Origin of the sequence: Paenibacillus sp. DMB20, assembly GCF_000987955.1 — a bacterium.
GTDB lineage: Bacteria > Bacillota > Bacilli > Paenibacillales > Paenibacillaceae > Paenibacillus_AQ.
The window spans coordinates 83458-109502 of the sequence record NZ_LAZU01000044.1; the positions used below are offsets into that span (position 1 = coordinate 83458).

Here is a 26045-nt window from a genome sequence, read left to right on the forward strand (position 1 = left end):
TACACGCATTACAGAATATTTTTCATATTACAACTTATACTGCAATTCACGATGATTTAACGCTTGCGTCCCATCGGTCTTCTGGAGCGCGGAGGGCCCAGGATCTCGGACCAGATCACGCCTTGCACAGCCTGTTCAGCAAGTTTGGATCGGCTTAACCCCGAACCGCCGCCGACCGGGGAAGTTTCCCCGTTGCTTCGGGTCTGGCGGGTGGATGAATTCCGGTCCAAATGGGCGTATGTCCCCTCGAGTTCCTTCTGCATCTGCTGCTTTCTCGCTTCCATCCTCTCGCTGATCACTTCGGGATCCAACCTCTCGGAATGTGACTCCTGGCGCGACTCGGCTTCCCGAGCTCTGCCATAGCCTTCGTCCAATTCGGTATAGGAGGGCTCGTGGGCATATTCAGTCTCGTCCTCATCAGCCCAATCCTCCGAGCGGCTTGACGACGCGGAACGTCTCGGTTCGGACGTGACGGTAGGCGGCTCATTTCGCCTATCGGGCTCACCGGGACGGTCGTCCCCGCCTCCAAAGCTTGGCATCCGGGCCGGCTTTTTCTCCTCGCCGCCTTTACCCAGCCTGCCCAGTGAAGAAACGATAAAGAAAAGGATGCCCGCGACGATGTAAATGTTGTCCATGATCCATTCCATCAAGGGCGCACCTCATCTCTATTTGTTATTTTTGGAGTTGTCGGAACCGTCCGTGTTCTCGCCCATCTTGCCAAGGGAACCTCTCATCTGGGTATCCGCTTCAATGTTTTTCAAGTTCATGTAATCCATGACGCCCAGCTGTCCGCTTCTAAGCGCTTCGGCCATAGCCAAAGGCACCTCGGATTCGGATTCCACCACGCGCGCTCTCATCTCGACGACGCGCGCCTTCATTTCCTGCTCCTGGGCAACGGCCATTGCTCGGCGTTCCTCGGCCTTGGCCTGAGCAATCCGTTTGTCGGCTTCCGCTTGTTCCGTTTGCAGGTAAGCGCCGATGTTTTTGCCTACGTCTACGTCCGCGATGTCGATGGACAGAATTTCAAAGGCCGTTCCGGCATCCAGACCTTTGGACAATACGGTTCTGGAAATGAGATCCGGATTTTCCAGCACGTCCTTATGCGATGCGGAAGAGCCTACCGTAGTAACGATGCCTTCGCCGACGCGGGCAATGATCGTCTCTTCACCCGCACCCCCGACAAGGCGGTCAATGTTGGCGCGAACCGTTACGCGCGCTTTAACTTTAACCTCGATGCCGTCTTTGGCTACAGCCGCGACGATTGGCGTTTCAATAACGCGCGGGTTAACGCTCATCTGAACCGCCTGAAGCACATCCCGTCCGGCCAGGTCGATCGCTGCCGCACGTTCAAACTCAAGCGGAATGTTGGCACGCTGAGCGGCAATCAGCGCATTGACGACGCGGTCAACGTTACCGCCGGCCAGGTAGTGGCTTTCCAGCTGGTTAATGTTAAGCCCAAGCCCCGCCTTTGTCGCTTTGATGAGCGGGTTTACGATCCGGCTTGGGGTAACGCGCCGGAGCCGCATGGCCACGAGCGTAATGATCCCGATGCGCACGCCGGAAGCGAGCGCGGAGATCCAAAGCATCAGCGGGAAAAAGCTGAAAAATACGCTGAGCAGGATGATCGCCACAACCCCGATCAATAGAATAGTAATTAAAGAACCATCAAGAGCCATCTTACACATCATCCTCCATACGATATATTTGTTATGTCCATATTACTAAGTATTTCCGAGTCCGTCATTCTAAAAGACGACGGCGCTTCATTCCCCGATCTTAAGTCTCTTCCGTTTCCTCAACCACGATCCGGGTTCCGTCGGTTTTCACGATTCGTATGAAGCGGCCCGAATCAATAAAGCCCCCGACCGTAACGACGTCCATGCGTTGACCTCCGAATTCAGCGGTCCCGGACGGTCGAAGCGGCGTAATGCTTCTGCCCGTCAATCCGACAAGCGTATCGCGGTCTTCTATGGGGATGTACCCTTTGTCCTTGGTGAGGCTTTCGCTCAAAATAAATTTGTTCCATATTCCGCGTTCTTTGAATATAAGAGCCACAACCACGATGGCCACCACAGCGCAGACAAAGGCAATGCCTAACGACCATGCCACATGAGCCGTGCTGTAGGCTGCCCTCACTACCCCGAAGATCAGGCTGATGGAACCCAGAATGCCCAGAATGCCGAAACTCGGCACAAAAAGCTCCATCGCCATCAGGGCGATCCCGATAATGAACAAAAGCCACGTCTCCATTCCCGCGAAACCGGCAACGTAATTGCCGAAGAAATACAGAACGAACCCAATAATGCCGAGAATCCCCGGAACGCCGAAGCCCGGTACGATCAGCTCAATGACGACGCCCGCAATTCCGACGAACAGAAGAAGTGTCATGACCCCGGGGTGCGTGAGAAAAGTCGCGAGTTTTTCGGTAAAGGTGCGCTCCATATGAAACACATCGTTCGTGGAATACCCCATCCACTCGATAACCTCATTCGTGCTGTCGGCAATCTTGTCGGCGTATCCCACCTTCAGGGCTTCGTCATGAGACAGCGCGATTATTTCACCGGCTCTCTTCGTCTTGCCGATTTCGGGCATTTCCACTTCGATTTTCATGTCCGCCATGCCTTCGGCAATCTTGGGATCTCGTCCGTTCGCTTTGGCCGCACTATTCATTTTGCTTTTCCACCAGGCTACGAGCTTGGCGTCTTCAATGGGGTTGCCCGAGCCGTCCACCATAGAGGCGGCACCGATCATGCTTCCCTGCGCCATGGCGATCTTGTCGGCATTCAGCGAGATGTAGCTTCCGGCCGAAGCGGCGTTTCCCCGGATGTAGGCAACCGTAGGGATTTTGCTGTTTCGGATCAGCTGTCCGATTTCCTCGGCCTGATCCACTCTCCCGCCCGGGGTATTGATTTCCATCACGATCAATCCGGCTCCCATCTCCTCGGCTTCCTTAAATCCGCGTTCCATAAAGCTGGTTAATCCCCGCTCAATTTGATGCTCCACCGGAATCACGTACACCGAGCCGCTGTTGGCAGCCGCCTCCGATTTGCCGGGTATGATAAATAAGCCTACGGATAGGAATGCCCAGGTCAAAGCGAGCATCATCAGCCAAAATCGGCGGCCTTTGAATCGTATTTTTTCCACTTTATCCCCTCCTTTATGACATATTTTGCAGGCAGAACGCATCAACCTAAGGGTAAACGGCAAAGAACTGCCTCGGGATAAATTATGTACGAACTTCCCGCGTTATGGTAAGTACTACGAATAACTTTGGGTTTCGTTTCAAAAAATATGCGGCAGACCGGGGATCAAGGGAATTCTTTTCCTTTTCTCAAGAAAAAACACTCCTTGACAACTCAAGGAGTGTTTCGCTTATGTTATTACAGAAATTGTTGAACCACTTGATTCACAAGTTTTCCGTCCGCACGCCCTTTGACTTTGGGCATGAGAGCACTCATAACTTTCCCCATCTCGGCTTTTGAAGAAGCACCGGTTTCCTGGATGGTCTGCTGTACAATGACTTTAATTTCTTCTTCAGAAAGCTGTTCCGGAAGGTAGGCGGTCAGAAGTTCAATTTCTGCTTTCGCATCGGCGGCAAGATCGTCACGACCCGCTTTTTCAAATTCTTGGAGGGCATCTTTGCGCTGTTTGATTTCACGACTTAAAATATCAAGCACTTCGTTGTCATCCAAACTTCTTTTCAAATCTATTTCAAGATTTTTAATCGTCGAACGAACCATTCGAATGGTGGAGAGTTTGAACTTGTCCTTACTCTTCATCGCTTGCTTCATATCTTCGTTCAATCGTTCGCTAAGATTCATGCTAGTTCATATCCTCCTAAAACTTTCTCTTACGAGCAGCCTCGGACTTTTTTCTTGCGCTTTACGCTTGGCTTTTCATAATGCTTGCGTTTCTTCACTTCAGCCAAGACGCCATCTTTAGCAATGGAACGTTTGAAGCGACGAAGTGCAGCATCAATTGTCTCGTTTTTGCGAACTTTCGTTTCAGACACCAGTTTTCCCTCCCTCCGACCAGACCGTCCAAGAGCAATAACACGGTTCATCATTCTTCATTATAGGGCAAACGGAAATAAGGTGTCAACCTTGACGGCTTTTTTTAAGGAGAGAAGAAAAACGCATATCGATGTCTTCTCAAATAGAAGGACTGCCTGAGCGGATGTTCACCGGGCAGATCGTCAATATGTATCGTTCCGCAATAAAGCCTCGTCAGGTTTACGCATGGGACGAGGATATGCCCGTAAGCGCTCCGAGCCGCGCGCCTCCCAGCAAATGATAGTGCAGATGATGTACCGTCTGTTCTCCGTCCCGGCCGCAGTTGTTGATTAAACGGTAGCCGCTATCGGCAATGCCGAGTTCTTTTGCAGCTTCCTGGGCAGCCTGGTGGATATCGGCGATCAGCCCCAGATCCTCAGGCATGACGTCGTTCATCGAAGCCATATGCTTCTTCGGAATGATCAGTACATGAACCGGCGCCGCCGGCTGAATGTCATGGAATACGAGCACGCGGTCATTTTCAAGCACCTTCTTGGAAGGAATATCACCATTTACGATTTTACAAAACAAACAGTCCATTACGTCTCCTCCTTCATCGGTTATCCTGCTCCCATCATACAAGAAACGGAAGGACGCGTCCAATACGGCAGGCTGTAATACAACCTGGAATCCGGGTAAAAAAAGAGAAGCACCCGGTCAGCTGGAACACAGCTGTCCAGCAAGCGGGCGTATGAAAAGAGCGATGTTCGCGTCTCTCATCCATACGTCCGCCGGGGTGCTTCTTCAATAAGAATGTCGGCTTAGCTGTATTATAACAGTCGCCTGCAGCTGTCTCTGTGAAAAAAATCACGCCGTCCTGACACGTTACATTTTCTCCAAAACAATCCGGGATCCCCCGCCGGCTTGGCCCGCAGGCTGAACGACGAGCTTCCGGGGAAGACGCGCCCTCAGCTCCGGCACATGGCTGATGATGCCTACCGTCAGTTTGTCGCTGTGCAGTCGTTCGAGCGAAGTGATCACGGTATCGAGAAGCTCCGGATCCAGCGTTCCGAAACCTTCATCCAGAAAGAAAAACTGCAGCGGATACTGCCCTCTTAACTGGATTTGGGCGGATAGCGCCAGCGCGAGCGACAGGGAGGTCAGGAACGTTTCTCCCCCGGAAAGGGTAGAAACGGGACGTTTGACGCCGCCGTTGGCATCGTCCCGGATGACAAACCCGCCGCCGGAATCGACCTCCAGGGAATAGCGCTGCTTCGTGAGAAACCTCAACCGCTGCGAAGCCGATTGGCTGACCTGCATCAGCTGTTCCTCCGCCACATATTCGACGAACGCGTTTCCTCTGAGGCAAGATTGCAGCTTGGACAGGCGCTCGCCTTCCTTGGCAAGCAACGCGCGCCTGTCCTCCAGCTCCATAAAGCGGGCATGGCGTTTCCGCAGATCCTCAAGGTCCCGTTCGGCCCGAGCCTTCTGCTGGATGGCGTTTTCGTCGGCCTGGCGGCACTCGGCAAGAATCCTGCAGGATTCTTGCCATTCGTCTTCGCTGAAGACCGTTCCCCCGAGCTTCAGCTCAATATCTTTCAGCCTCAGGGTCCACTCGCGCTGCCCGTCCCGATGCTGCTGAACAAGCGCCGCCGTTTGCTCAGCCTCCTCCGGGGACATGCTCGCATCCCTGACCCCTTCTTCCGTGGCAAACGGCGAGCCGTTCAGCTCCGTTATCCAGCGCTGCTCGGCTGCCTTGGCATGGTCGGCGGCGGATTCGGCGGCCTGCCCCGCTACGGCCGACTCTCTGGCCGCCTGCTGCTTGGCCTCCTCCGCTTTCCTGCGCAGTTCGCGGGTTCGCTCTGCGGCCTCCTTCAAGTTCTGCAGCCGCTGTCGGCATTCCTGAAGCAGTTCCTCCGCGGAGCTGTCGCCGATCCAGGACCGGAGGCGTTCATCCTTCTCCTCCAGTAGCTCCTGTTTGCCTTGATGCTGCGAGTCCCACAGGATCAGCTGCTTCTCAAGATCACGGTGCCGGGCTTCAAGGCGCTGGACGCTTTGTTTCTTCTCTTCCAGAAACGGCACGCTGCGCTCCAGGCCCTCCTTGACGGACTCCGCTTTGGCATCCCGTTCCTGCATTTCTTTGAATCGAGCCTCGACGGAATCAAAATCAAGGGCGCCGGCAAACTCCACCCAGGAGCGTTTCATGGCGGTAAGCTCTTCCCGAAGGGCGGCCAACCTGCCGGTGATTTGCTCCAATACGGCAAGACCGTTCTCGACCGTCGCTATTGTCCGCGTCGTCTCCTGTTGCAGGGCGGTAAGCTTCTGCCGGGTGATCTGCGATTTCTCGCGGCTTTGCCGCAAGGACGAAGCCTGCCCGGATGACAATGCTTTCAACGCGGCGGCAAAACTCTCCAGCTTCACCGGTTCAGGAACGGAAGCCGACGGCCCCGTCTCCAATCCGGCAGCCGCCTCCTCGAGAGCCTCCTTGAAAATATCTGGAAGATTGTCTTTGAGCGGCTCCGAAACGGCTTCTTCATCACTCCGCTCCTCATCCGCCTGGAGCAGCGCTTCCGCTTCGTTCTGCTGCTGCCGCAGTACCAGGCGGAGCTCCTGCAGCTCCTCCTGAAGGATCCGGACACGCTCCAAGCGGTTGTCCCCGGCTTGTCCCCTACCCGAATCCGGGATTGCCGGATTCGGGTGTTGAAGGCTGCCGCAGACCGGACAAGCCTCGCCGTCCCGAAGCTCGGCAGCCAGCGACAGCGACAGGGCATGAAGCTGCAGCTCGCGGTCAGCTTCATCCATTGCCCTGACCGCAGCAGCCGCCAAGGCGGAACCGCGGTCGGCAAGCCCGGCAGCTTCCGCGGCGGAAATTCTCAGCCGATCGCCTTCCTGCATGAGCTGGCGAAGCTCGTTCAGTATCTCGGATTCGCGCTGCCGGACTTCCTTCAACTCTTTTTCGGCTTGACTGTTCTTATCGGCCTGGGCCTTGGCCTCTGCCTCCGCTTTGGCCAGCAGGACTTCGGCCGCGAGAATCGCCTGCTTCTTCTGCATCGCTTCCTGAAGACGATGCCGATCCTGGGCCCGGGTTTCGAGCTGCTTGAGGCTTTCCTGCAGCTCTTCCCTGCGCTTCTGTCCTCTTTCCAGCAGCTCCTTCTCCTTATTCAGCTGTTCCTGGATCTCCTCCAACGATTTTCGGGCCTCAACCCGATGTGTCGTTAGCGACGCAAGCTCCGCGGCCAAAACGTTCCGCTCCCGCTGCAGGACCGCCGCCTGCTCCAGCTGTTCGGACCGCATCAGCAGCTTCGGCTCTTCCGCAACCAGCGCTGCCTGCGAAGCTTCGTCTGCGGTGCCGGCCCGCAGCGCCTCTTGTTCGGCGGCTTCCGCCTGTTTGAGCATCATATCGGCCTTTTCCCGCAGCGATTTGTATTTTGCCGCGGATTCCCTACGGGACTCCAGCACGGGCAATAAAATTTTCGCAGCAGCGGCAAGCTCAAGGCGTCGCTCGCATTCCTTGATCTCTTCATCGCGGGCGGATAAATCATCCAACTTGCTTTTAAGGCGGCGATATTCCGAATCCAGCTCCCGGATTTTGCTTAACGCCTCATTCCGTTCCATGGCCGACTGCAGAGTTCGTCTGGCATGTTCCGCTTGCGCGGCGGCCTCCTTGAGAGTCTTCTCCGCTTCGGCTACCGCTTCTTTTCCTGCACTGCCCAAGCCCTGCTGCTCGGCTTCCACGGCCTTGAGCGCCGCATCATTGTCCTTCACTCTCCGGCTCAGCTTCAAGGCAAGCTGATCGCCATAGCGCTCCAGATGAAAGAGACGCTGAAGCATCTGGCGCCTTTCGCTTCCCTTAAGCGACAAAAACTCGGCAAACTTGCCTTGGGGGAGCACTACCGCCCGCGTAAAGTCATCCATTTTGAGCCCGATTTTCTCTTCCACGCAGCGGGTGACATCCGCCAGCTTATCCGCGACGACAGCCTCTTCGGTTCCCGTGATTTTCACGAACCGGCTGATCGTATTGCTTACCGACAGCTCATTCAACCGCTTGAATCTGCGCTCGACCCGGTATCTCTCGGGCCCGTCAGCAGAAGCAAGTTCAAAGGTAAAAGCAACGGAGAGGCTGTCCTCCGAGTGATTCATGATGCCCTGCGTCCCGTTCACCGCGCGTTCCACCTTGCCGTACATCGCCAGGGTAATGGCGTCCAGCAGGGTGGATTTGCCGCTCCCCGTCGGGCCGAATATCCCGAACAGGCCCGTCTCGCACAGCTGTTCAAAGTCGATCTCTTGCGGCTCGCGGTAGCTTTGAAGCCCGGCCACTTTCAGTAATATCGGTTTCATTCCGCCACCCCCGGCTGCTCGGTTTCTTCCTGTTCCACCAGCTCCATAAACAGGTTCACCAGACTCTCCTCCGGTTCGGCTCCTCCCGTTTGCCGCTGATAGAATTTTTTGAACAGTTCCGGCAAGGGCAGTCTGGAACGTTCCGCCTCAAGCTCCAGAGCCTCCATTTCAGGATAAATCGGCCGGATATGTACGATGCCTTCGCGGCTTTTGCGCAGCCGCTGGATATCCGAGAGGCCCATCGCTTCCGTCAGGGACACCTCGAGGTCAATAAACGCCTGTTCGTCCCGTCCTTCCTCCAGCCAGCGATAAACCTCCTGCAGCCCGCCTTTCGCCTTCCATCGCACGAGGGGACGGCCGCAAGTCAGGAACAGTTCCTCGATGACCGGAGTTCCGCCAGGGGAAACATCGATCAAGGTCACCGATTTCGCCTGGCCCGCTTCCGAAAAGCTGTATGCTAACGGAGATCCGCTGTAACGGACAATCCCGTCTCCTTTAACCGCCTGCGGCCGGTGAAGATGACCAAGTGCCGTATAGCAGGCTCCGACCGCCAGCGCCGAGGGATCGACCGTATAAGCTCCCCCAACCTGGATCGGACGTTCGGATTCGCTCTCCACCCCGCCGAGGACATAGATATGGCTCATGGCGAGATTCACCGTCTCCGGCGAAAAACCCCGGGCCATCATTTTCATCAGCATTCCTACTCTTGAACTGTACGCCCGGCGAAGCTCGTTCTCGTCCCCATCCGCAGAGAGAAGCTCGTTCAGCCTGGACTCGGAAGGGTAGGGCAGGGCGGCGATTTTGGCAGTTTCGCCCGTACGTGGAGCCGTAACGGTGATCGATTCCGCCGTTGGCAGCCCGACCAGCGTAATCCCGCGTTTCGTGACGAGCGGCGTCACCGAGGCCACCCTTTCCGGCTGGTCGTGATTTCCCGCGATGACTACCAGCGGCCTTCCCCCTTCCGTCAGCCGGGCTGCCGCATCGTAGAACAGCTGCTCCGCAGCCGCCGGAGGGTTGACGGAATCGTAGACGTCTCCCGCCATTAAAATCAAGTCCGCCTGCTGATCGTCCGCCATTTTCACGAGCTCGTCCAAAAAGGCTTCCTGCTCGGCAAGGCGGCTGCGTCCTTCAAGCGTCCGGCCAAGATGCCAGTCTCCCGTATGCAAAATCCGCATTAATCCCAGTTCTCCTCTCCCCCTGCACGCCTTTCGTTCCAAAACTTTTTCGGATTTGAACGAAAAACGGCATTTCAAACATGAATGATCACAAAAGTACCGAGTGGCCCCCGTCGAAAAAGTAAAGCCATTTTTCATGGATCGGCTCTCCCAAAATATCCTCAAGCGCCCTGGCGTACAGCTCCAGTTGAAACCGGTACTGCTCCTTAAGCGCCTCTATCCCTCCGCGGTGCTCCAGCACGCGGTCCGTTTTATAATCCAGCAGCGCAAGCCGTCCGTTCTGCCGGAACAGGCAGTCCACGACCCCCTGGATTAACACGCATTCGCCATCAAGCATCGCGGCGCCGCCCTCGGGCGATTTCAGCCTGCCATCCGAGAGGTCCAGGAAGGACAAGCCCTGATACGCTTCCGAGGCCGGCAGAGCGTAGGAAAACGGCATTTCCCGCCATACCTGCTCCGCTTCCGTCAGCCTTCTTCCGGCTTCGCTATGAAATAAGCCTAAAATCTCCCGGGGTGCAACAGCGGCAGCCTGTTCGCCCGTAATCATCTCTTTTTCCGTCAGTGAGGCAATCGTCCGTTCAATGGACGCCAGATCACCGCCGGGTTCTAACGGCAAATGCTGCATGATGGTATGATATACCGTTCCCCGTTCGGCCGGCGTCAGCTGAGCCGCTTCCATGAATTTCGGTCGGCGGAGGTTCAGGGTGAACGCTCCGCCGTCTCCCTCATCCTTATCACCGCGGCGGCGAAGGGCATTTTCCTCCATCATATCGAGTGAGGGGCTATCCTGCATGGCCAGCAGCTTTTTCATCTCCGTAACGGATGTTTTGGCGGATATTCCGCTTACGGTGAGGTATGGATAAGTCCAACTCAACCGGCGGTACAGGTCCTGTCTCATCTCCTGGACGCTGCCCTCTCCGCTCCAGCCGATGTCAGGCACCGGCTCCAGCTTCCGCAGCGCAGACTCCTTGCCGGAGCGGCCGTGATCACGGTCTGCTTCCTGCTCCTCCATCAGTGAAGGCGAATTCCCGGCCAGCGACTCGGCCGTTTCCAGCCTGATCTGCCACCCCGTCCCGTCCGGGAATAAATTCGCATGCTCCGCCTGTGCCGCACCGGCGGCTTCACGAAGGAGGGCGGCAGAAGGATGGCGGATGACGGCGGGACCGATCCAGTCCAGATAGCTGCGGCCGCGGGCCAGCATGTAATCAGGCAGCAGCAGCTCCGGCGAACCGTCGGCCTGGATCCAGTCGCTCACCTTCTGGGTCAGGTTTTTTACCGTTCCGACCAAGATCATTTTCTCCTTCGGCCTGGTAAGCGCCACATACAGCACCCGCATTTCCTCGGCCAGCAGCTCCATCTGCGATCTGCGCCGAATGGCCAGATTCGGCAGCGTCGGATACGCGACGCGAAGCTGCTCGTCGACATATCGCGGTCCAAAACCAAGCTCCTTATGCATCAGAAACGGAGCGTTCAGATCCTGCTGGTTAAAATTTTTGGAAAGTCCGGCGATAAAGACGACCGGAAACTCCAGTCCTTTGCTTTTGTGAATGGTCATCAGCCGGACGGCGTTGCCCTGGCTTTCCAGCCCGCCTGCGGCTCCCAAGTCTCCTCCGTTATCCCGAAGCCGCGAGATGAACGTGAGAAAACGGAAGAGCCCTCTTGAGGAGGTATCCTGCTCATACTTCACGGCCCGGTCATAAAGCGCGGTCAAATTGCCCCGGCGCTGGCTTCCTCCCGGAAGTCCTCCGACCCAGTCCGGATATCCCGTTTCGCTATAAATCCGCCAAATCAGGTCGCTCAGGCTTCCATGGCGCGCGTCCTTGCGCCAGCTTTGCAGCCGGTCGATAAATCGGGTCAGTTTGGAAAAGAGCGCTTCGGATATCCGGCCCGCGGAATCGGATGACCCGTTAGACTGAGCGTTTGTCTCACCGCTTGGTTGCAAGCCCGTCGCCCCTGCCGCGGCTTCGGCCATGCCCGGCAGAAGCTCCAACCCGGCATGCCAACGCCCCGTGCCGATGCCCGTAAGCACCGCCGCCGGCGGCTCATAACCGCGAACGGCTTCCGTCAGCGCATCATAAAAGGCCCCCGGCGCGTACAGGCGAATTTGCGCCAATTCCTCCTCCGTTAACCCGACGAGAGGCGAGCGTAACACCGAAGCAAGGGGGATGTCCTGGCGCGGGTTATCGATGACATGGAGCAAAGACAGCATGATCTCCACCTCGATCGCTTGGAAATAACCTTTGCTCTGTTCGCCGAAGGACGGAATTCCCTCTTGGCGGAGTTCTTCCATGATCAATGGAGCCCACACGCTTGCAGAACGTAGCAGGATTACCATATCGCCGTACACCACGGGCCTCATGGCTTTTTGGGATTTGTCGTAAACCATCATCGGCTTGCCGTTTTCCCCCGTCATCTCGCGGATTCGCCGGGCGATCGCGCGCGCCTCCAGCTGCGCCGTCTCGATTTCGATGCGTTCGCTCTCCTGCGACGGGGATTCCCCGCCGCCTTCTCCCTCAACTTCAGAAGCCGCCGAATCCGCGCCGGCGCGGTCAATCAGGAGAAGCTCGGGCGTAAACGGGCCGGCAAAACCTTTATCCGTTTCATGCGCATACCCTCGTTCACCGCCATCCCCGGAGCCCCCCGACTGTGGAAAGGCAGCGCCGCATACAAGCTCTGCCCGGCTATCATAAGCGATCTCAGCCACCGTTTCGTTCATGATCTGGCGGAACAGCATATTGACCGCATCGACCACTTCCATCCGGCTCCTGAAATTCCGGGCCAAGTCAATGCGTATGCCGGCTCCCGGCCGGTCTTTCGATTCCGGGATGCCTGCCTTTTCTCCGGCAGGTCCCGCTTGAAGGCTCACCGCCTCCCCGTCGATGCCGAAAGCACCCGCAACGCTTAGGGTCAGGGCATCTGCCCGTCCGGAGCCGACCATTTCGGCGCTGCCCGTTCCGTATTTTTTATACTTGTCCAGAAACAGTCCCGGCTCGGCCAGGCGGAAACGGTAAATGCTCTGCTTGACGTCCCCCACCATAAACCGGTTGCCCGGGCAATTCCTCGAAATTAAGCGGACGATTTCTTCCTGCACGCTGTTGGTGTCCTGATATTCGTCCAGCAGCACCTCGTCGAACTGATCACGGTATTCCAACGCGGCATCGGACGGCATCACCTCTTCAGGCGTGGAATCCGGGTGTCTCAGAATTTGAAGGCAGTAATGCTCCAGATCGTTGAAATCGACGGTGCTTTTGGCCGCTTTGGCCGAACGGTAGCGGTCTGCAAATGTTATAACCGTCTCCACCAGCTCATTCATCAGCGGAGCCACCGCATGCAGCTCATCCAGAAACTGTTTCGCGGTGCGTCCGAACAGCGCGTTTTTCAGGTCATTGACCGACTTTTTCACGTTATCGCGCAACTCTTTCACCCGCTCCTGCAGCTCGGGCACGATATCATCCTTGCGGACGGATTTCAGCTTGCCGAAGGTGACGTTGCGGAAGATCTCGTATAATTCTTCCCACGGCCGCTCCCGAACGGCTTCAAGCAGCGAATTCACAAGCAGCGCATCCTCGTCCAGATTGGCCGCGTAAGCGGCCGGCCCGCCCGGCTGCAGCGCCAGGGAACGGGCCTGTTCAATCAGTCCGGCCGCGCCCGACAAGGAAAGCCGGGCATCCGCCAGTATGCTGCGGACCCAGGCCGTTTGCCCGAGTGCCGCCGTGTCCGCCACCCGAAATGCCGCCGCCGTCTCCCGGAGCCACCGGTCGGGCCAGGGATGGCTTCGCGAGAAGTCGTACAGGCGCTGCACGAGGCGGTATAAGGCATCGTCACTGCGCTCCCCGCTGAACCAGTCCGCCAGGCGCATAAAGGTTCCGCCCTGGGCGGAATCCCCGTATTTCTCCTCGAAAAGCTCTTCAAGAATGTCCTGGCGCAGCAAGTCCGCCTCGTTCTCATTCAGGATCCGAAAGCCCGGATCCAGCGGAATCAGTTGATAATAACGCCGGATCACATCCATGCAAAAGGAATGGAGGGTCGTAATCGAAGCCCGGCCGAGAAGCGCGAGCTGCCGGCGAAGATGCTCGCTGTCGGGGTCATTTTCCAGTTCCCTCTCCAGCGCTTCCCGGATGCGCTCGCGCATTTCGGCCGCCGCCGCTTTGGTAAATGTGGCGACCAGAAGACGGTCCACGCTGAAGCCCGCGCTTCCATCCGTAATCTTGCGGATGATCCGCTCGACCAGGACCGCGGTTTTTCCGGAACCGGCAGCAGCGGCAACCAGGATATCGTCGCCGCTCATCGCAATCGCCTTCCACTGGTCGTCGCTCCACATGCTGCCTTCCGGTTTTTCCATCATTCGATTCACCTTCCGTCTCCTCCTTTCAGCCTGCCGATAAGATCCCATACCTGATCCTTGCCCGGCTTCCCAAGCAGCTGATACCGGCTGCCTTCCATGCTTTCGTCAAACTGGCATACCGAACGATAGGAGCAGTGGGCGCATGCCGTTTCCTGCTGAATCCGGTAGGGTTCGATGGACACTTCGCCGTTCGTAATGCGGGAGCCGATCCTCACGATGTTCTCCCTGACCGCCGCAAGCAGCGTTTCCCATTGATCGGGCGTAGCGACGGCGGCACTGCTATAAAAGCTTCCGTCCGCCTTCACGGCGACCGGCAGGATAGCGGAATGTCCTTTATCAAGCAGGGAGTCCATCAAGGTTACGGCTTCCCGGTCGGCAAGGAGCAGGCCTTTCATTTTAAATCGCTTGAGCAGTTCCTCCGCCGCCTGGTCCGGCGACATTCCGTTCGGAGACTGCAGCACCGGATCGTGCACGTGGAAATAAAGCGTTCCTGCCGGGAGCGCAGCCTCGCCCAGCCAGTCTTCCGCAAACGTAAGCAGCACGTCCAAGTACGTCAGCATCTGAAGGGAAAGCCCGTAATAAACCTCGTGCAGCTTCAGGTCCTTCTGGCTCGATTTATAGTCGATGACCCGCAGCAGTATGCCGTTCTCGCCCCGTGCCATATCCACCCGGTCAATTCGGCCGACAACTTCCATCGACACCCCGTTCGGCAGCTGGAAGGCCAGGGGCGGAATGGGTTTGCCCGGGCCGAAATCCAGTTCCAAGCCGACCGGCTCGAAGCTGCCTCTTCTTGACTGCTCGCCTAAAATGACGGAAGCGCGGCCGACTATGCTTTTTAACTTGCGGGAGATATAACCGTATCTCTTGGAGCTGAGCAGGATCTCCCCCTGCAGCAGCGGAGCCAGCCTGTCCACCGTCGCCTCCGCTTCGCGGAGACATTCCTCCGCGGTCAAATCCCCCCAGCTGCGCTTCTGTTCTTTGAAACGCGCGGCCATGTCGCTCAGCGCCGCATGGAACAGCTGCCCGATATCCGGGGCTTGAAGCCGGTATAGCTGACGTTCCTTCAGCTTGAGGCCATGTGACGCAAAATGGGAAAAAGGACAGGCAACGAAACGTTCCATCCTCGACACGCTGGTTCTCAGCTTGCTTCCATATAGACGCCGGCTGGTTTCCACCTTCAGGCTCCGCGTTTCGTTGCGGTAAGAAAGCGACGACAGCATAAGTCCCAGCTGGTCTCTCCAGACCGGGCTCCGCGCAAACCAGTTATACGCCTCCCACCATACCGGCGGAAGGCTGCCTCCGTTCTTCCAATCCCGGAGCCGGCCGACAAGAAAGGAAAGCGATTTGGTTCCGCCGGCAATAAAGCCGTACTGCTCCTCCGGAGACAATTCGCCGTGGGGCTGTGCCGTAAGGATTCGCTCTTTAAGCGGGAACATGGCTTTCAAATGCCGGATCACCTCGGAGGGCAGCAGCGTTTTACCTTCCTGGTCCGCAGCCGGATAGCTGACCCACAGCTGCCGGCTGGCGGCCGTCAGCGCCGAATAGATGACAAAGCGTTCATCCAGCAGGCGGCGGGAGATATTGGGAGAGAGCTCCATCCCGGAAGCCTCCAGGGATACCCTCTCCTGCTCCGACAGGATGCCGTCATCCTGGAACTGCGCCGGAATGACGCCGTCGTTAACTCCAAGCAGAAAAGCGTATTTGACGTCCCCGGTACGCGTACGGTCCATGCTTCCGACAAGCACCTGGTCCAGTGAAGGCGGAACGAGGGCCATCTCCAGCTCGGATAAACCGGTGTCCAGAATCCCCGCGAACATTTCGGCGCCAAGCTTTTCATTCCCCATCATTTCCACGATCTGGTCCAGCAGATCGAGAACCGCTCCCCACACCTGCCGGTTCTCTCTGGCCTGTTCCGGCATTCCGGCATCGAGTGCGGAGCGGCTCATCAGCTCCAGCTTTTCTGGAACATCCGCCTCCTCAAGCAGCCTGTAAACGGCCGCGCATTTGTCGCGGGCCGTCGATCCCTTTTTCATTCTCTTCTCAAAAGCTTGAAGCGGACCCGTCACCGCCGCGCGGCACCGTTCAATCGTCTCGAGTCCCTCAGCCAGCCGTCTGCCGCCGTCTCCCTCTTCCAGGGACAGGCTCGGTATTCCCCTCCAGTGCCGTCCATCGGTCCAGCGGGAGCCATGAATCCCGGAAGCGAGCACGTGGTTCTCCAGCCGATCCATATCTTCCCGGGATAGCGAGCCGTCGAGAGGCAGCAGGAAGTCCGTCTTGATGCACCGGAAAACATCCTCATACCTCCATCGCCGAATCGCGACTTCCATGGCGGAACGGATAAACTCGATCAGCGGATGGTGCAGCTCGCTCCGCTTCTGGTCCAGAAAGTAAGGCACGCCGTATTCACGGAACAGCGGTCCGAACAGAAACTGATAATCCGCCAGATTTCTGGAGAAGACGGCCATCTCTCGGAACCTCGCTCCTTCTTCCCTTGCCAGCCTCAGCATCTCGCGGGCGGCGCCCTCCACTTCGGCACGGCGGCCCGCCGCCGCATACAGGCATATCCCTTCCGGCTGCTTCCCTGGCTCCGTTCCCGGTGTTCGCCATCGGATTTTGCGGTCGAATCCCCGTTCCAAATGGGCGAGGGCCGGCCGGTCCATAAAGCGGGGCGGCACGTCGGGGCGAAGAACGGTGTCCGCCGTGTCCAGACCCAGGTCGTCGGCAATGCCTTTAAGCTTCATGTATGTCACGGCCGTCGGATGAAACAGGTCGAGTTCATGGGGAAGGGCGCCGTCCGTATACGGCCTGTCCAGCGTCAACGCCACCGTGACCGATGCGGAATGCGACATCAATTCCCTTAGAACGACGTATTCCTGAGGAGTGAACCCGTTGAACCCGTCGATCCAAATGTCCGCATTCCGGATATACGAGGATTCCGCAATTCCTTCAGCGAGCTTGACCAGCGTATCTTCCTCATCCATGTAAAGCGGCGACATCTCGTGTTCAAAGTCCCTGTATACGGTTAAAATATCTTCCAGCTTCCGGCGCAGCAGCGGCGGACTTCCGGCTGCGGAAGCCAGACGCTCCAGCTGCTCCTCCACGCAGGAAGCATCCACGCAGTAGCGTTTCATCTCGGTGTAAAGCTCGCTGAGCTTTCCGACGAAACCGAGCTGCTCCCCGGATGCTCCGAACAGCTTCAGCTCTTCTTTCCGCCGCTGGATGATTTTGTACAGAAGCATTCGTTTGCCTTCCTCGCGGATCGCCACTTTGGCCGCTCCCCCGGTTTCCTGCATCACGCGGTAAGCCAGGCGCCGGAAGCTGAGCACTTGGGCCCTTAGGCTGCCCTTAACCCGGCCCGTGGTCACCAACGCATGCTCCGCTTCGAACGAGCCCTGCTCCGGAACGATCAGTATCATCGGATTCCCTTGGGGATTTTCCGCCAGACGTCCGGCCATCTCTTTACGCAACGCCGTGCTTTTCCCGCTGCCCGAACGTCCGATGATAAAATGCAAAGACATATGCTGCCTCCTTCAATCACAAGACCGCTTCTTGCGGATCCTGATTATGTACTCAATCCCTGTACCTAAATCTATCGATTAGCCGGCCTCTTTCGTTTGGTTTTTCAATGAAAAATCAGAATGGGCACGACCGGGTTTTCCTTCTCAAAATCTATAACTTCAAAAAGATGTTGTCTATTAGTATAGCATAGTGGGGAACAATGGAACATACGTTTGGATGACACTGCCAAATATGCGCAAAAAAGCTGAACGGCAGCTTCCCCGTCCAGCTTGATTTTTTTGACTAGCACCAGGCTGCCCTTCCCGCGGATGAACCCCGCCGCTTACATCAATGTGGCAGCTTCTTCTGTCGGCAGCCTTACAGAGATGATTTGCTGCGGACTTCAAACACGGCAAACTTCAAATAGTGGCCCTCGTCGACGCCGAGAATTTGCGGATGGTCTTTACCCGCCGCGCGCCATTCCACGAGACGGAGGATCTTGCCGGCATCCCGGGCCGCCTCGCGGATCGTCTCCAGGAACAAGTCGGGCCGCATATGGTAGGAGCAACTGGCCGTGACAAGATATCCGCCCTCGTTCACAAGTTTCATGCCGTGAAGGTTAATATCCTTATATCCCCTGCAAGCTCCCTTCACCGCCCCCTTGGTTTTGGCAAAAGCGGGCGGGTCCAGAATGACGACGTCCCAAGTTCGCCCGCCTCCGGCCGTCAACGGTTTGGACGTATCCACTTTTCGGTCCCCGGCGGCGCGTTCCTCCCGCTCCTGGGCTCCTTTGACCTGGTTGCGGAGGTATTGAAATGCATCGTCCACGACAAACTCCACGCGATCCTGAAAACCGTTAAGCTCCACGTTTTCCCGCGCGCTCGCAATGGCATGCTCGGAAATATCGAGACAGGTCACCTTCTTGGCGCCGTATTTGCAAGCATGAAGCGTAAAGCTTCCCGTGTGCGAGAAGCATTCCAGCACCGTTGCGCCGTCCCAATAAGGAAACGTCACCTCTTTGCCGCTCTTGTTCACGGGAACGCGCTCCATCCGGCCTTCCGTCTCGCGCTCCTGCAGCGTAATGCCGCTTCGTCCGCCCCATCCCGTCATCAGCGGCTCGATGGATGCCCTGTTTTCGCGTTGGTCAAAAAAGTATCCCGTCTTTTGCCCTTCTTCGATATCCACCTTGATCTTCAGGCCGTTTTCCATGACGGTAACATGACGCGGACAATCCCCGTACAGTACCCCTTTGCGCTGTTCCAGGCCTTCCAGCTCGCGGACGGGCACATCGCTCCGTTCGTAAATGCCGATCGGGTTCAACGCCTCCGCAAGCGCCTCCACGATGCTCTCCCGGCAGCGGTCCATCCCGAGCGTCAGCAGCTGAACCACAAGCACGCCGGCGAACCGGTCGACAATCAGCCCCGGAAGAAAATCCGCTTCTCCGTACACAAGCCGATATGCGTTTTGATCCCCGATAAACCGTTCCCTGTGCTTCAGGCAATCCCGGAATCTGGCTGCGAAAAATGCGGCGTCCATTTTTTCCAGCGGTTGATATGAAACGACCCTCACCGTGATCTGGGAATTCGGATTATAGTAACCCGAAGCCAAAAAACGGCCTTGATGATTCAGCACCTGAACGATCTCTCCGGGTACCGGATTTCCCTCAAGTGCTGCAATTTCGCTTTTAAACACCCAAGGGTGGCTCTCTTCCAATCTTTTTTTACGGTTTCGATCCAGAATGACCGATGGCATTGCGGCTTCACTCCCTGATTTATCGTGTCCCGGCCGGACAATCCTTTGCATGCATGTCCTTCCAGGGGCATATATGTATTTAATAAGTCTATCGACGTACTTTCTCAGAAGACAGACCGCATTTAGCGGTAGTTTAACCACATTCGCAAAGGAGATTCACATGCTTTCATCCTTATGGTTTCCGGTCGTTTACGGTCTTGTCGTGTTTTTGCTGGGCATGAAGGTGATGGAGGTATCGCTTCAGAAGTGGGCAGGGCCCATGCTTCACGGGTGGCTGAACAAGGCGACCTCCACCCCATTGAAAGGGATGCTGGCGAGCACGGGCCTCACGGCCCTGCTGCAAAGCAGTACGGCTGTCACGGTACTGACGATCGGCTTTGCCAACGCGGGTCTCCTCGGTTACGGAGGCACGCTCGGCATTATACTCGGAACCAATATCGGCACCACCCTGACAACCGAGCTGATCAGCCTGCAGATCGGGCAGGCGGCGCTGCCTCTGCTAATTCTGTCGCTGATGCTGTGGACAGGAGCTGTAGTTTTGGACGAACGGATCCCCTCCGGATTATCGTCCTTGCACGTTCGGCTTAAAAAGACTCAATTTCTTTGCCTTGCCTTGGCAGGCTTTTCCCTCGTCCTTCTCGGCATCCGCGTCATGCAGTCCATCGGGCCTTCCTTGCAGCATTTCGGCGTGTTTCAGTGGTTTCTCGACCACGCCTCGCGAAGCATAACGTGGGGCATCCTGGCAGGAGCCGCCTTGACCGCGCTCATGCACAGCAGCGCCGCCGTGATAGCCATGGCCATGAGCCTCGCGGTAAGCGGCGTGATGCCGCCCATCCTCGGCGTGGCCATCGTTCTCGGCTCCAATGTCGGCACATGCGCCACGGCTCTCATCGCAGCCATCGGAAGCACGCGGGCCGGACGCTTTGTGGCCTGGTCGCATTTGGGTCTCAATATCGGAGGCGCGCTTCTGTTCGCTCCCTTTATCGGCTCGCTTGCCGCCGTTTCCGGATGGCTTGCATCCGACCCGGGCAGCCAAATTGCCCATGCCCAGACGATCTTCAACATTGTATGCTCCCTGCTTGCCCTGCCGCTCTGCTATCTGCCTGTCTGGCGAAAGGTTACCAAAGAATGAAAATGGCTGCCTCGGTGCGCGGACGCCTATTGCACATGAATGTTCAAAATGGCCAAAGCTTTGCGCAGAATGACATCGTTGTTCCCATACCCGCTATGACGTTGTTTTTTCCAGGCGGCTTGCGGTTCGAACCAATCTACCCCGTTGATCTCCTCAACCTGCGGTTTGAGGGTCCCGTCCTGGGCTTCCACCAGATAATAATGAACTTCCTTATCCACCAGCCCGAATTCCGGGTGGTTGTATTTATAAGCGATAATATCAACCGGAGCGATGATTTTTCCGATGATGCCCGTTTCTTCAAGAATTTCGCGCAGCGCCGTTTGTTCAACGGTTTCGCCGGCCTCCATCTTGCCTTTGGCCAGCGAAGTTTTGCCGTAGCGGTCCTGGATTAGCTGAATTTGAAGGTCTCCATCCTTTTTCCGGTATACGACGCCCCCGGCCGATATCTCTTTTCGATTCATATCCCCATCCTCCTTTATGTGCAACAAGGATTTCACTTCCCTAAGACGGAAATGAAATCCTTGTCAGGCATGGCTTTTTCCGCCCGATTACTGAGCAGCGGCCAATCCGTTTTCCAAAACGCCAACGAGTACGCCTTCGCATTCGTTTACGCCGGCTTTCGTGATCTTCACGCGGCACACTTGTCCCTCAAGCTCGGGGCCTCCGTCGAAAACAAGCTGCAGGTAGTTGTCGCTGTAGCCCTGCATTTTGCCGCCGTTCGGCGCTCCCTTGTATTCCCTCTCGGGGATCACTTCAACGACCTGTCCGACGAACTGCTCGGCATAGGCCAATTGCAGCTGCTCGGACAGATCGATAAGCTCATGGACGCGGGCGTTCTTCACTTCCTCGTCGACCTGATCCTCCATGCGGGCAGCAGGCGTTCCGGTACGTTTGGAGTAAGGGAACACGTGCATTTCGGAGAAGCCGATTTCCTTCATAAGCTCGTAACCGTTCCGGAACATCTCGTCGGTTTCGCCCGGGAACCCGACGATGACGTCCGTCGTGATGGCCAGATCCGGCATCGCTTCGCGGATCAGCTTCATTTTCGTCAAAAATTCCTCTGTCGTGTACTTTCGTCTCATCCGTTTCAGTACCGTGTCATCTCCCGCTTGAAGCGGAATGTGCAGATGGCGGCACATTTTGGAAGAACGTTTCAGCACGTCGAGCATTTTGTCGTCAATTTGGCTCGCTTCGATGGAACTGATGCGGATCCGTTCGAGACCTTCCACTTTATCCAGATCCCAGAGAAGATCGGACAGATCGTAGTTTTCGAGGTCGTCCCCGTACCCGCCGGTGTGAATGCCGGTCAGCACGATCTCCTTGTAACCCGCCTGAACGAGCTGTCTCGCCTGCTGGATGATGCTCTTCGGATCGCGGCTGCGCGAAAGACCGCGCGACCAGGGAATGATGCAGAAGGTGCAGAAGTTGTTGCAGCCGTCCTGGATTTTAAGAAAAGCGCGCGTGCGTTCCGCAAAATTCGGCACGTCCATTTCCTCGACGCCCGGGTCTTCATAATATTGCGTACGGCATTAATCGGCTGGCGCGTCTTCTCGATGTCATGGATAAACGACATGATTTTGTCGCGGTCCTGGTTGCCGATCACGAGATCCACGCCGGGAATGTCCAGAATTTCGGCCGGCGAGGTTTGGGCATAACAGCCCGTAACCGCCACGATGGCGTCAGGATTCCGGCGGACGGCGCGGCGGATCATCTGCCGGCTCTTCTTATCCCCGGTATTCGTGACGTGGCATGTATTGATCAAATAGACATCGGCGGTTTGTTCGAAGTCCACCTGTTCGTAGCCTTCATTCTTGAAAAGCTGCCAGATGGCTTCGGTATCGTAAAAATTGACTTTGCAACCCAACGTATAAAACGCTACGGATGGCATATTCAAACTCCCCCCATTTCTCCGGATTCATATAACGCGCAAGCGAGTGCGGTCATGCCCGCCGTCTCGCACCGCAATATGCGGCGGCCCAGGCCGACGGATACCGCGCCGGCCGCTTCGGCGGCCCGGCATTCTTCCTCGGTAAACCCGCCTTCGGGCCCGACAAGCAGCAGCAGGCTGGCGGTTGATTCCGGCTCTTTAAGCGCCTGCGTCGCAAACGGTCCAAGCACGTCCCTTAACTGAGAACCCGACTCTTTTTCATAACAAAAGCAAACGGTATCGTAGTCCTCGAACGTCTCCAGCAGTTTTTTCCACCCTACCGGCTGTTCAACGGACGGAATGATGTTCCGGTGAGACTGTTCGGCGGCTTCCTTGGCGATTTTGCGCCAGCGTTCCAGCCGCTTGCTTTCCTTTTTGGCGTCGTACTGAACGATCGTCCGCTCGGATAAAAACGGAACAAACGAAACGGCTCCGATTTCCGTGCATTTCTGGATGACAAGTTCCATTTTGTCGCCCTTCGGCAGGCTTTGGGCAATCGTAACTTTCAACCTCGGCTCCTGCGTCATGTCAAGCGGTTCAATGACCGACGCCGTCACGCCGCTTTGCTCTATGCTTTCGATCTTCACGAGCGCCTCGCGGGACGCGCCGTCACTGACGATAAACGTATCGCCCGGTCGGCCCCGCAGGACTTTCGAAATATGTCTGGCATCTTCCCCCGTAACGCTCACAAGATCTCCCTGAAACTGTTCGGGCGAAACAAAATATCGCTGCATACGTACCCTCACCTATGTCAAAATCGCCAAACCCCATCATACAACTTTTCAACCCGCCTGACCAGAGGAAATCCGCGGCCTATTACCCACGCTTTACCCCCCGAACAAAGTGTTAAACATGTCGAGGAAAAATACGGATAAACCATACGCCCCTCGATACAGCGGTTTTATCGTGTAATCCTGAAACGGCGGAATAATGATAATCAGCAAAAAGATCAGTATCGACCACTGCTCGAAACGCTGCAGCTTGGCGCTTATCCGTCTTGGAGCGACATCCTCCACGATGCGGTAACCGTCAAGAGGCGGAAGAGGGATCAGGTTAAACAAAAACAGGAAAAAGTTCAGTACGATAAACGTGTCAAAAAAGATATGAATGGCATCAACCGCTCTTTCGTTATCAATCCCCTCAATTACCCCGAATTGATAAAGGGCGGCATATGCCAGGCACCCCACGATCCCGAGCAGCATGTTGCTTAAAGGTCCGGCTGCGGAAACAATGATCCCCATGCGACGCGGATGGCTGAAGTTGGCCCGGTTGACCGGAACCGGCCTGGCCCAGCCGAAGCCTGCAATGAGCAGCAGGATAATGCCGAGCAGATCGAAGTGAACCGCAGGGTTGAGCGTAACCCGGCCCAGCAGTTTCGCCGTCGGGTCGCCGAACTTGTTCGCAAAATACGCATGCGAAAATTCATGAAGCGTAAACGCTATAATAAGGGTGGCTAGATAAAAAGGGAGGCGTTCGATCGGATAGAATAATAATTGGTCCAAAAACTCCATTCCTACCTCTTCCTTGCCACAAACGCAACCCAGTCATCCTCGCGGCACACGTCCGCGATTTCAAAACCGGAAGATACCAGCGCTTGCTCAACAATGTCGATTTTATTTTTGTAAATGCCCGAAGCGATATACGCGCCTCCCGGCTTCAGAGCGGCATACACGTCATCTACGAACAGAAGGATGACCTCTGCCAGGATATTCGCCACCACGACCTGCACGGGCAGTTTTACGCCCAGATTCTTTTCGGCGCCGCCTTTCAAAACGGATAGCAGATCGCTTTCTTTGACCATAATCCGGTCTTCCATGCCGTTCAGACGGCTGTTTTCGACGGCGCTTGATACCGCCACGGGATCCAGGTCCAGCGCCAGCACCCTGGACGCTCCCAGATGAACCGCGCCGATGGATAAGATGCCGGAACCGGTGCCGACGTCAATCACTTCTTCCCCGCCTTGGATCACGCTTTCCAGCGTCCGCAGGCACAGCGAGGTGGTGGGATGGGTCCCCGTCCCAAAAGCCATTCCCGGATCGAGTTCGATGATGCGCTCTTCCTCCGATTCGGGCGTATACTCCTCCCACGTAGGCTTGATCGTGAGGCGTTCCGAGACTCGGATCGGCTTGAAGTACTGCTTCCATGCCGTTGCCCATTCGTCCTCATTGACCGTTTTCAATTCGTAACGCACCTCGCCTGCACAAATGCCAAAGTCTGCAAGCTCTTCGATGCGGGGCGTTATTTCGCTTTGGACCTGTTCGAGGTCGGCTTCCTCCGAAAAATAACCTTTTATGACCGCCTGTCCTTCAGGAATATCGTTAAAAGGCACCTCGTCGTACCATTGTCCAAGGGAGGTGTCCCGCTTTTTGTTCGGTGAGCCCGATTCCTCGATGGATACGCCGCCTGCTCCCGCCTCGTGCAAAAAGTTCGAAATCATTTCCACGGCTTCCTCCGTGGTATGTATCGTAAATTCATGCCATAACATATTCAGGTGATCCTCCTCGTTTTTACATACGTAATATTGTACTATACGAGGACCCTTGTTACAAAATTTAAGAAACAATCATGTTTGCCTTTACAGAATCGGCCCTTTCCGCGTTCATGCGAAAAGGGCCTGCTATGTTCTGGATGGTCATTATCGCCATCTAAAGTTGTAAAATCTGGGCTTGGCGCCCCATGCCGTTCATTACTTTTCATGATTATCGAACATGGCCTTCAGCTGCCGCTCGTCGGCGGCTTCGCTGCGGCGCAGCGCTTCGACGTCATCCGCGTCGGCTTCCAGAGCCGAAAATTCCACGTCTTCCGCTTTTGCGGATTGCAAAGCGATCATCTTTTCCGTTTTGTCGGCAATCCTGCCCTTTTTCACACGCCGCATCATGATGCATTCTCCTTTATAATGATCTCTTCTGGCCAGCTTTCCGTCGGTTGGCTTTCTTAATTTTAAACGAAGCCTCCGGCACCCTCGATAATACTCATGGCCTGATCGAATATATTTTCATCGAGCACGACCGTAAGCAGAATATCACGGCCTTCAAGACCGTCCTGTCTCCCGTCGCTCATTCCGCTTGCGGAAGGATCGACCGCTCCCAATATCCCTGCCGAGCGGTTGGTAAGGGATGCATTCTGCGTCATGGACGTCAGGCTGACGATATCCCCGGTCAGCGGGTGCATCGTATCGTTAAGTTCCCCTCCGGGATATGCGCTGAAACGGTCGATCGACAGGTCGGCGACCCGCAGCGCTTGCAGCTTCTTGGCTACGCCTTCGGCCTCCTCCGGGCTCTTGAAATAAGCCAGTATGTTTTTTTTCGGCCAATCTTCTCACCTGCACTTTACTATGGGATGGTTAAAAATCGCGACGAAAACACGGTACCCTTCCTAGGTTGCGTTTAGGTAAGCCGTTTTATTCCCCTGCGACCTTCGCCATTACCATGTGCTCAACGCCGAAAAAAAGCCCGGCCATATCGGCCGGGCTTTTAGATGTTATCCATCGGTCAGTCGCCGCGAAACGCTTTTTTTACGCGGTCAAAAAAGGATTGCTCATGCTCATGCGTCTGCTCCCCGTCCAGGGAAGCAAACTGCCGCAGCAGTTCTTTCTGCTCATCGCTCAGTTTGCTTGGCGTTACGACGACCACTTTCACGTGCTGATCGCCCTGTCCCAATCCGCGCAGCCGCGGAACGCCTTTCCCTTTCAAACGGAAGAAGGTTCCCGTCTGGGTTCCTGCCGGGATTTTGAGCTTCACCTTTTCGGTCAGCGTCGGGATTTCAATCTCATCGCCGAGTGCGGCTTGCGCAAACGTGAGCGGGATTTCACAGTAAATGTCGTCGCCCTCGCGCTCGAAGAAATCGTGCGGTTTGACCCGGATGACGATATACAAATCGCCCGCCG

Annotated in this window: 18 protein-coding genes and 2 pseudogenes; 1 reads left to right on the forward strand and 19 read right to left on the reverse strand. The window is 56.2% G+C overall.

Annotated features, from left to right (window positions below; genetic code table 11):
* Positions 1-56 precede the first annotated feature (56 nt).
* The 11 genes and pseudogenes from XI25_RS25880 to XI25_RS25930 form a co-directional block, all read right to left on the reverse strand.
* Entirely contained in the window at positions 57-650 is a 594-nt protein-coding gene (locus tag XI25_RS25880) for a hypothetical protein (RefSeq protein WP_152669224.1), read from the reverse strand.
* Between the two features lie 15 nt (positions 651-665).
* Positions 666-1676, reverse strand: coding sequence for a flotillin-like protein FloA (floA, locus tag XI25_RS25885; protein WP_046680877.1), 1011 nt, complete (start codon positions 1674-1676; stop codon positions 666-668).
* 100 nt (positions 1677-1776) lie between these two features.
* Positions 1777-3105 carry an NfeD family protein gene (locus tag XI25_RS25890; protein ID WP_046680896.1) on the reverse strand — a complete coding sequence of 443 codons (1329 nt, stop codon included), beginning with the start codon at positions 3103-3105 and terminating at the stop codon, positions 1777-1779.
* Positions 3106-3380: 275 nt separating this feature from the next.
* Positions 3381-3821: a GatB/YqeY domain-containing protein gene (locus XI25_RS25895; protein ID WP_046680878.1), complete on the reverse strand. Its 441-nt coding sequence runs from the start codon at positions 3819-3821 to the stop codon at positions 3381-3383.
* Positions 3822-3837: 16 nt separating this feature from the next.
* Positions 3838-4012 (reverse strand): annotated as a pseudogene (gene rpsU / locus XI25_RS25900) (30S ribosomal protein S21).
* A gap of 220 nt (positions 4013-4232) precedes the next feature.
* Positions 4233-4592, reverse strand: coding sequence for a histidine triad nucleotide-binding protein (locus tag XI25_RS25905; RefSeq protein WP_046680879.1), 360 nt, complete (start codon positions 4590-4592; stop codon positions 4233-4235).
* Between the two features lie 285 nt (positions 4593-4877).
* Positions 4878-8330 carry an AAA family ATPase gene (locus tag XI25_RS25910; RefSeq protein WP_046680880.1) on the reverse strand — a complete coding sequence of 1151 codons (3453 nt, stop codon included), beginning with the start codon at positions 8328-8330 and terminating at the stop codon, positions 4878-4880.
* Positions 8327-9505, reverse strand: a complete 1179-nt coding sequence (locus XI25_RS25915) for an exonuclease SbcCD subunit D (protein WP_046680881.1) — start codon at positions 9503-9505, stop codon at positions 8327-8329. The genes XI25_RS25910 and XI25_RS25915 overlap by 4 nt, the downstream gene beginning before the upstream one ends.
* 88 nt (positions 9506-9593) lie before the next feature.
* On the reverse strand, positions 9594-13850 hold the full coding sequence (locus XI25_RS25920) for a UvrD-helicase domain-containing protein (protein WP_152669226.1): 4257 nt from the start codon (positions 13848-13850) through the stop codon (positions 9594-9596).
* A 5-nt stretch (positions 13851-13855) separates the two neighbouring features.
* Positions 13856-17368, reverse strand: coding sequence for a helicase-exonuclease AddAB subunit AddB (addB, locus tag XI25_RS25925; RefSeq protein WP_046680883.1), 3513 nt, complete (start codon positions 17366-17368; stop codon positions 13856-13858).
* Positions 17369-17726: 358 nt separating this feature from the next.
* Positions 17727-19100, reverse strand: coding sequence for a class I SAM-dependent rRNA methyltransferase (locus XI25_RS25930; RefSeq protein WP_046680897.1), 1374 nt, complete (start codon positions 19098-19100; stop codon positions 17727-17729).
* Between the two features lie 160 nt (positions 19101-19260).
* On the opposite strand from XI25_RS25930, the gene XI25_RS25935 reads away from it, so the two are divergent.
* Positions 19261-20232 carry a Na/Pi cotransporter family protein gene (locus XI25_RS25935; protein WP_046680884.1) on the forward strand — a complete coding sequence of 324 codons (972 nt, stop codon included), beginning with the start codon at positions 19261-19263 and terminating at the stop codon, positions 20230-20232.
* Positions 20233-20258: 26 nt separating this feature from the next.
* On the opposite strand, the gene XI25_RS25940 is transcribed toward XI25_RS25935, so the two are convergent.
* The 8 genes and pseudogenes from XI25_RS25940 to XI25_RS25975 form a co-directional block, all read right to left on the reverse strand.
* Positions 20259-20693, reverse strand: coding sequence for an NUDIX hydrolase (locus tag XI25_RS25940; protein ID WP_046680885.1), 435 nt, complete (start codon positions 20691-20693; stop codon positions 20259-20261).
* A gap of 87 nt (positions 20694-20780) precedes the next feature.
* A pseudogene (gene mtaB / locus XI25_RS25945) lies at positions 20781-22120 on the reverse strand (tRNA (N(6)-L-threonylcarbamoyladenosine(37)-C(2))-methylthiotransferase MtaB).
* A gap of 2 nt (positions 22121-22122) precedes the next feature.
* A complete protein-coding gene (locus XI25_RS25950) occupies positions 22123-22893 on the reverse strand; it encodes a 16S rRNA (uracil(1498)-N(3))-methyltransferase (protein ID WP_046680886.1) in 771 nt (256 codons plus the stop codon).
* 93 nt (positions 22894-22986) lie between these two features.
* Entirely contained in the window at positions 22987-23670 is a 684-nt protein-coding gene (locus XI25_RS25955) for a site-2 protease family protein (protein WP_046680887.1), read from the reverse strand.
* 2 nt (positions 23671-23672) lie between these two features.
* Positions 23673-24644, reverse strand: coding sequence for a 50S ribosomal protein L11 methyltransferase (gene prmA / locus XI25_RS25960; protein ID WP_046680888.1), 972 nt, complete (start codon positions 24642-24644; stop codon positions 23673-23675).
* Positions 24645-24845: 201 nt separating this feature from the next.
* The gene (locus XI25_RS25965; protein ID WP_046680889.1) at positions 24846-25037 is read right to left on the reverse strand and encodes a YfhD family protein; all 192 of its coding nucleotides are present in this window, start codon (positions 25035-25037) and stop codon (positions 24846-24848) included.
* A 62-nt stretch (positions 25038-25099) separates the two neighbouring features.
* Positions 25100-25456 carry a hypothetical protein gene (locus XI25_RS25970; RefSeq protein ID WP_046680890.1) on the reverse strand — a complete coding sequence of 119 codons (357 nt, stop codon included), beginning with the start codon at positions 25454-25456 and terminating at the stop codon, positions 25100-25102.
* A gap of 194 nt (positions 25457-25650) precedes the next feature.
* On the reverse strand, positions 25651-26045 hold a 395-nt coding region (locus tag XI25_RS25975; RefSeq protein ID WP_046680891.1), incomplete at its 5' end, for a DnaJ C-terminal domain-containing protein.

Coding starts and splice junctions, on each gene's coding strand:
- floA (WP_046680877.1), bottom strand. CDS start 1,676: ATGGCTCTTGATGGTTCTTTAATTACTATTCTATTGATCGGGGTTGTG.
- XI25_RS25890 (WP_046680896.1), bottom strand. CDS start 3,105: ATGATGCTCGCTTTGACCTGGGCATTCCTATCCGTAGGCTTATTTATC.
- XI25_RS25895 (WP_046680878.1), bottom strand. CDS start 3,821: ATGAATCTTAGCGAACGATTGAACGAAGATATGAAGCAAGCGATGAAG.
- XI25_RS25905 (WP_046680879.1), bottom strand. CDS start 4,592: ATGGACTGTTTGTTTTGTAAAATCGTAAATGGTGATATTCCTTCCAAG.
- XI25_RS25910 (WP_046680880.1), bottom strand. CDS start 8,330: ATGAAACCGATATTACTGAAAGTGGCCGGGCTTCAAAGCTACCGCGAG.
- XI25_RS25915 (WP_046680881.1), bottom strand. CDS start 9,505: ATGCGGATTTTGCATACGGGAGACTGGCATCTTGGCCGGACGCTTGAA.
- XI25_RS25920 (WP_152669226.1), bottom strand. CDS start 13,850: ATGATGGAAAAACCGGAAGGCAGCATGTGGAGCGACGACCAGTGGAAG.
- addB (WP_046680883.1), bottom strand. CDS start 17,368: ATGTCTTTGCATTTTATCATCGGACGTTCGGGCAGCGGGAAAAGCACG.
- XI25_RS25930 (WP_046680897.1), bottom strand. CDS start 19,100: ATGCCATCGGTCATTCTGGATCGAAACCGTAAAAAAAGATTGGAAGAG.
- XI25_RS25935 (WP_046680884.1), top strand. CDS start 19,261: ATGCTTTCATCCTTATGGTTTCCGGTCGTTTACGGTCTTGTCGTGTTT.
- XI25_RS25940 (WP_046680885.1), bottom strand. CDS start 20,693: ATGAATCGAAAAGAGATATCGGCCGGGGGCGTCGTATACCGGAAAAAG.
- XI25_RS25950 (WP_046680886.1), bottom strand. CDS start 22,893: ATGCAGCGATATTTTGTTTCGCCCGAACAGTTTCAGGGAGATCTTGTG.
- XI25_RS25955 (WP_046680887.1), bottom strand. CDS start 23,670: ATGGAGTTTTTGGACCAATTATTATTCTATCCGATCGAACGCCTCCCT.
- prmA (WP_046680888.1), bottom strand. CDS start 24,644: ATGTTATGGCATGAATTTACGATACATACCACGGAGGAAGCCGTGGAA.
- XI25_RS25965 (WP_046680889.1), bottom strand. CDS start 25,037: ATGATGCGGCGTGTGAAAAAGGGCAGGATTGCCGACAAAACGGAAAAG.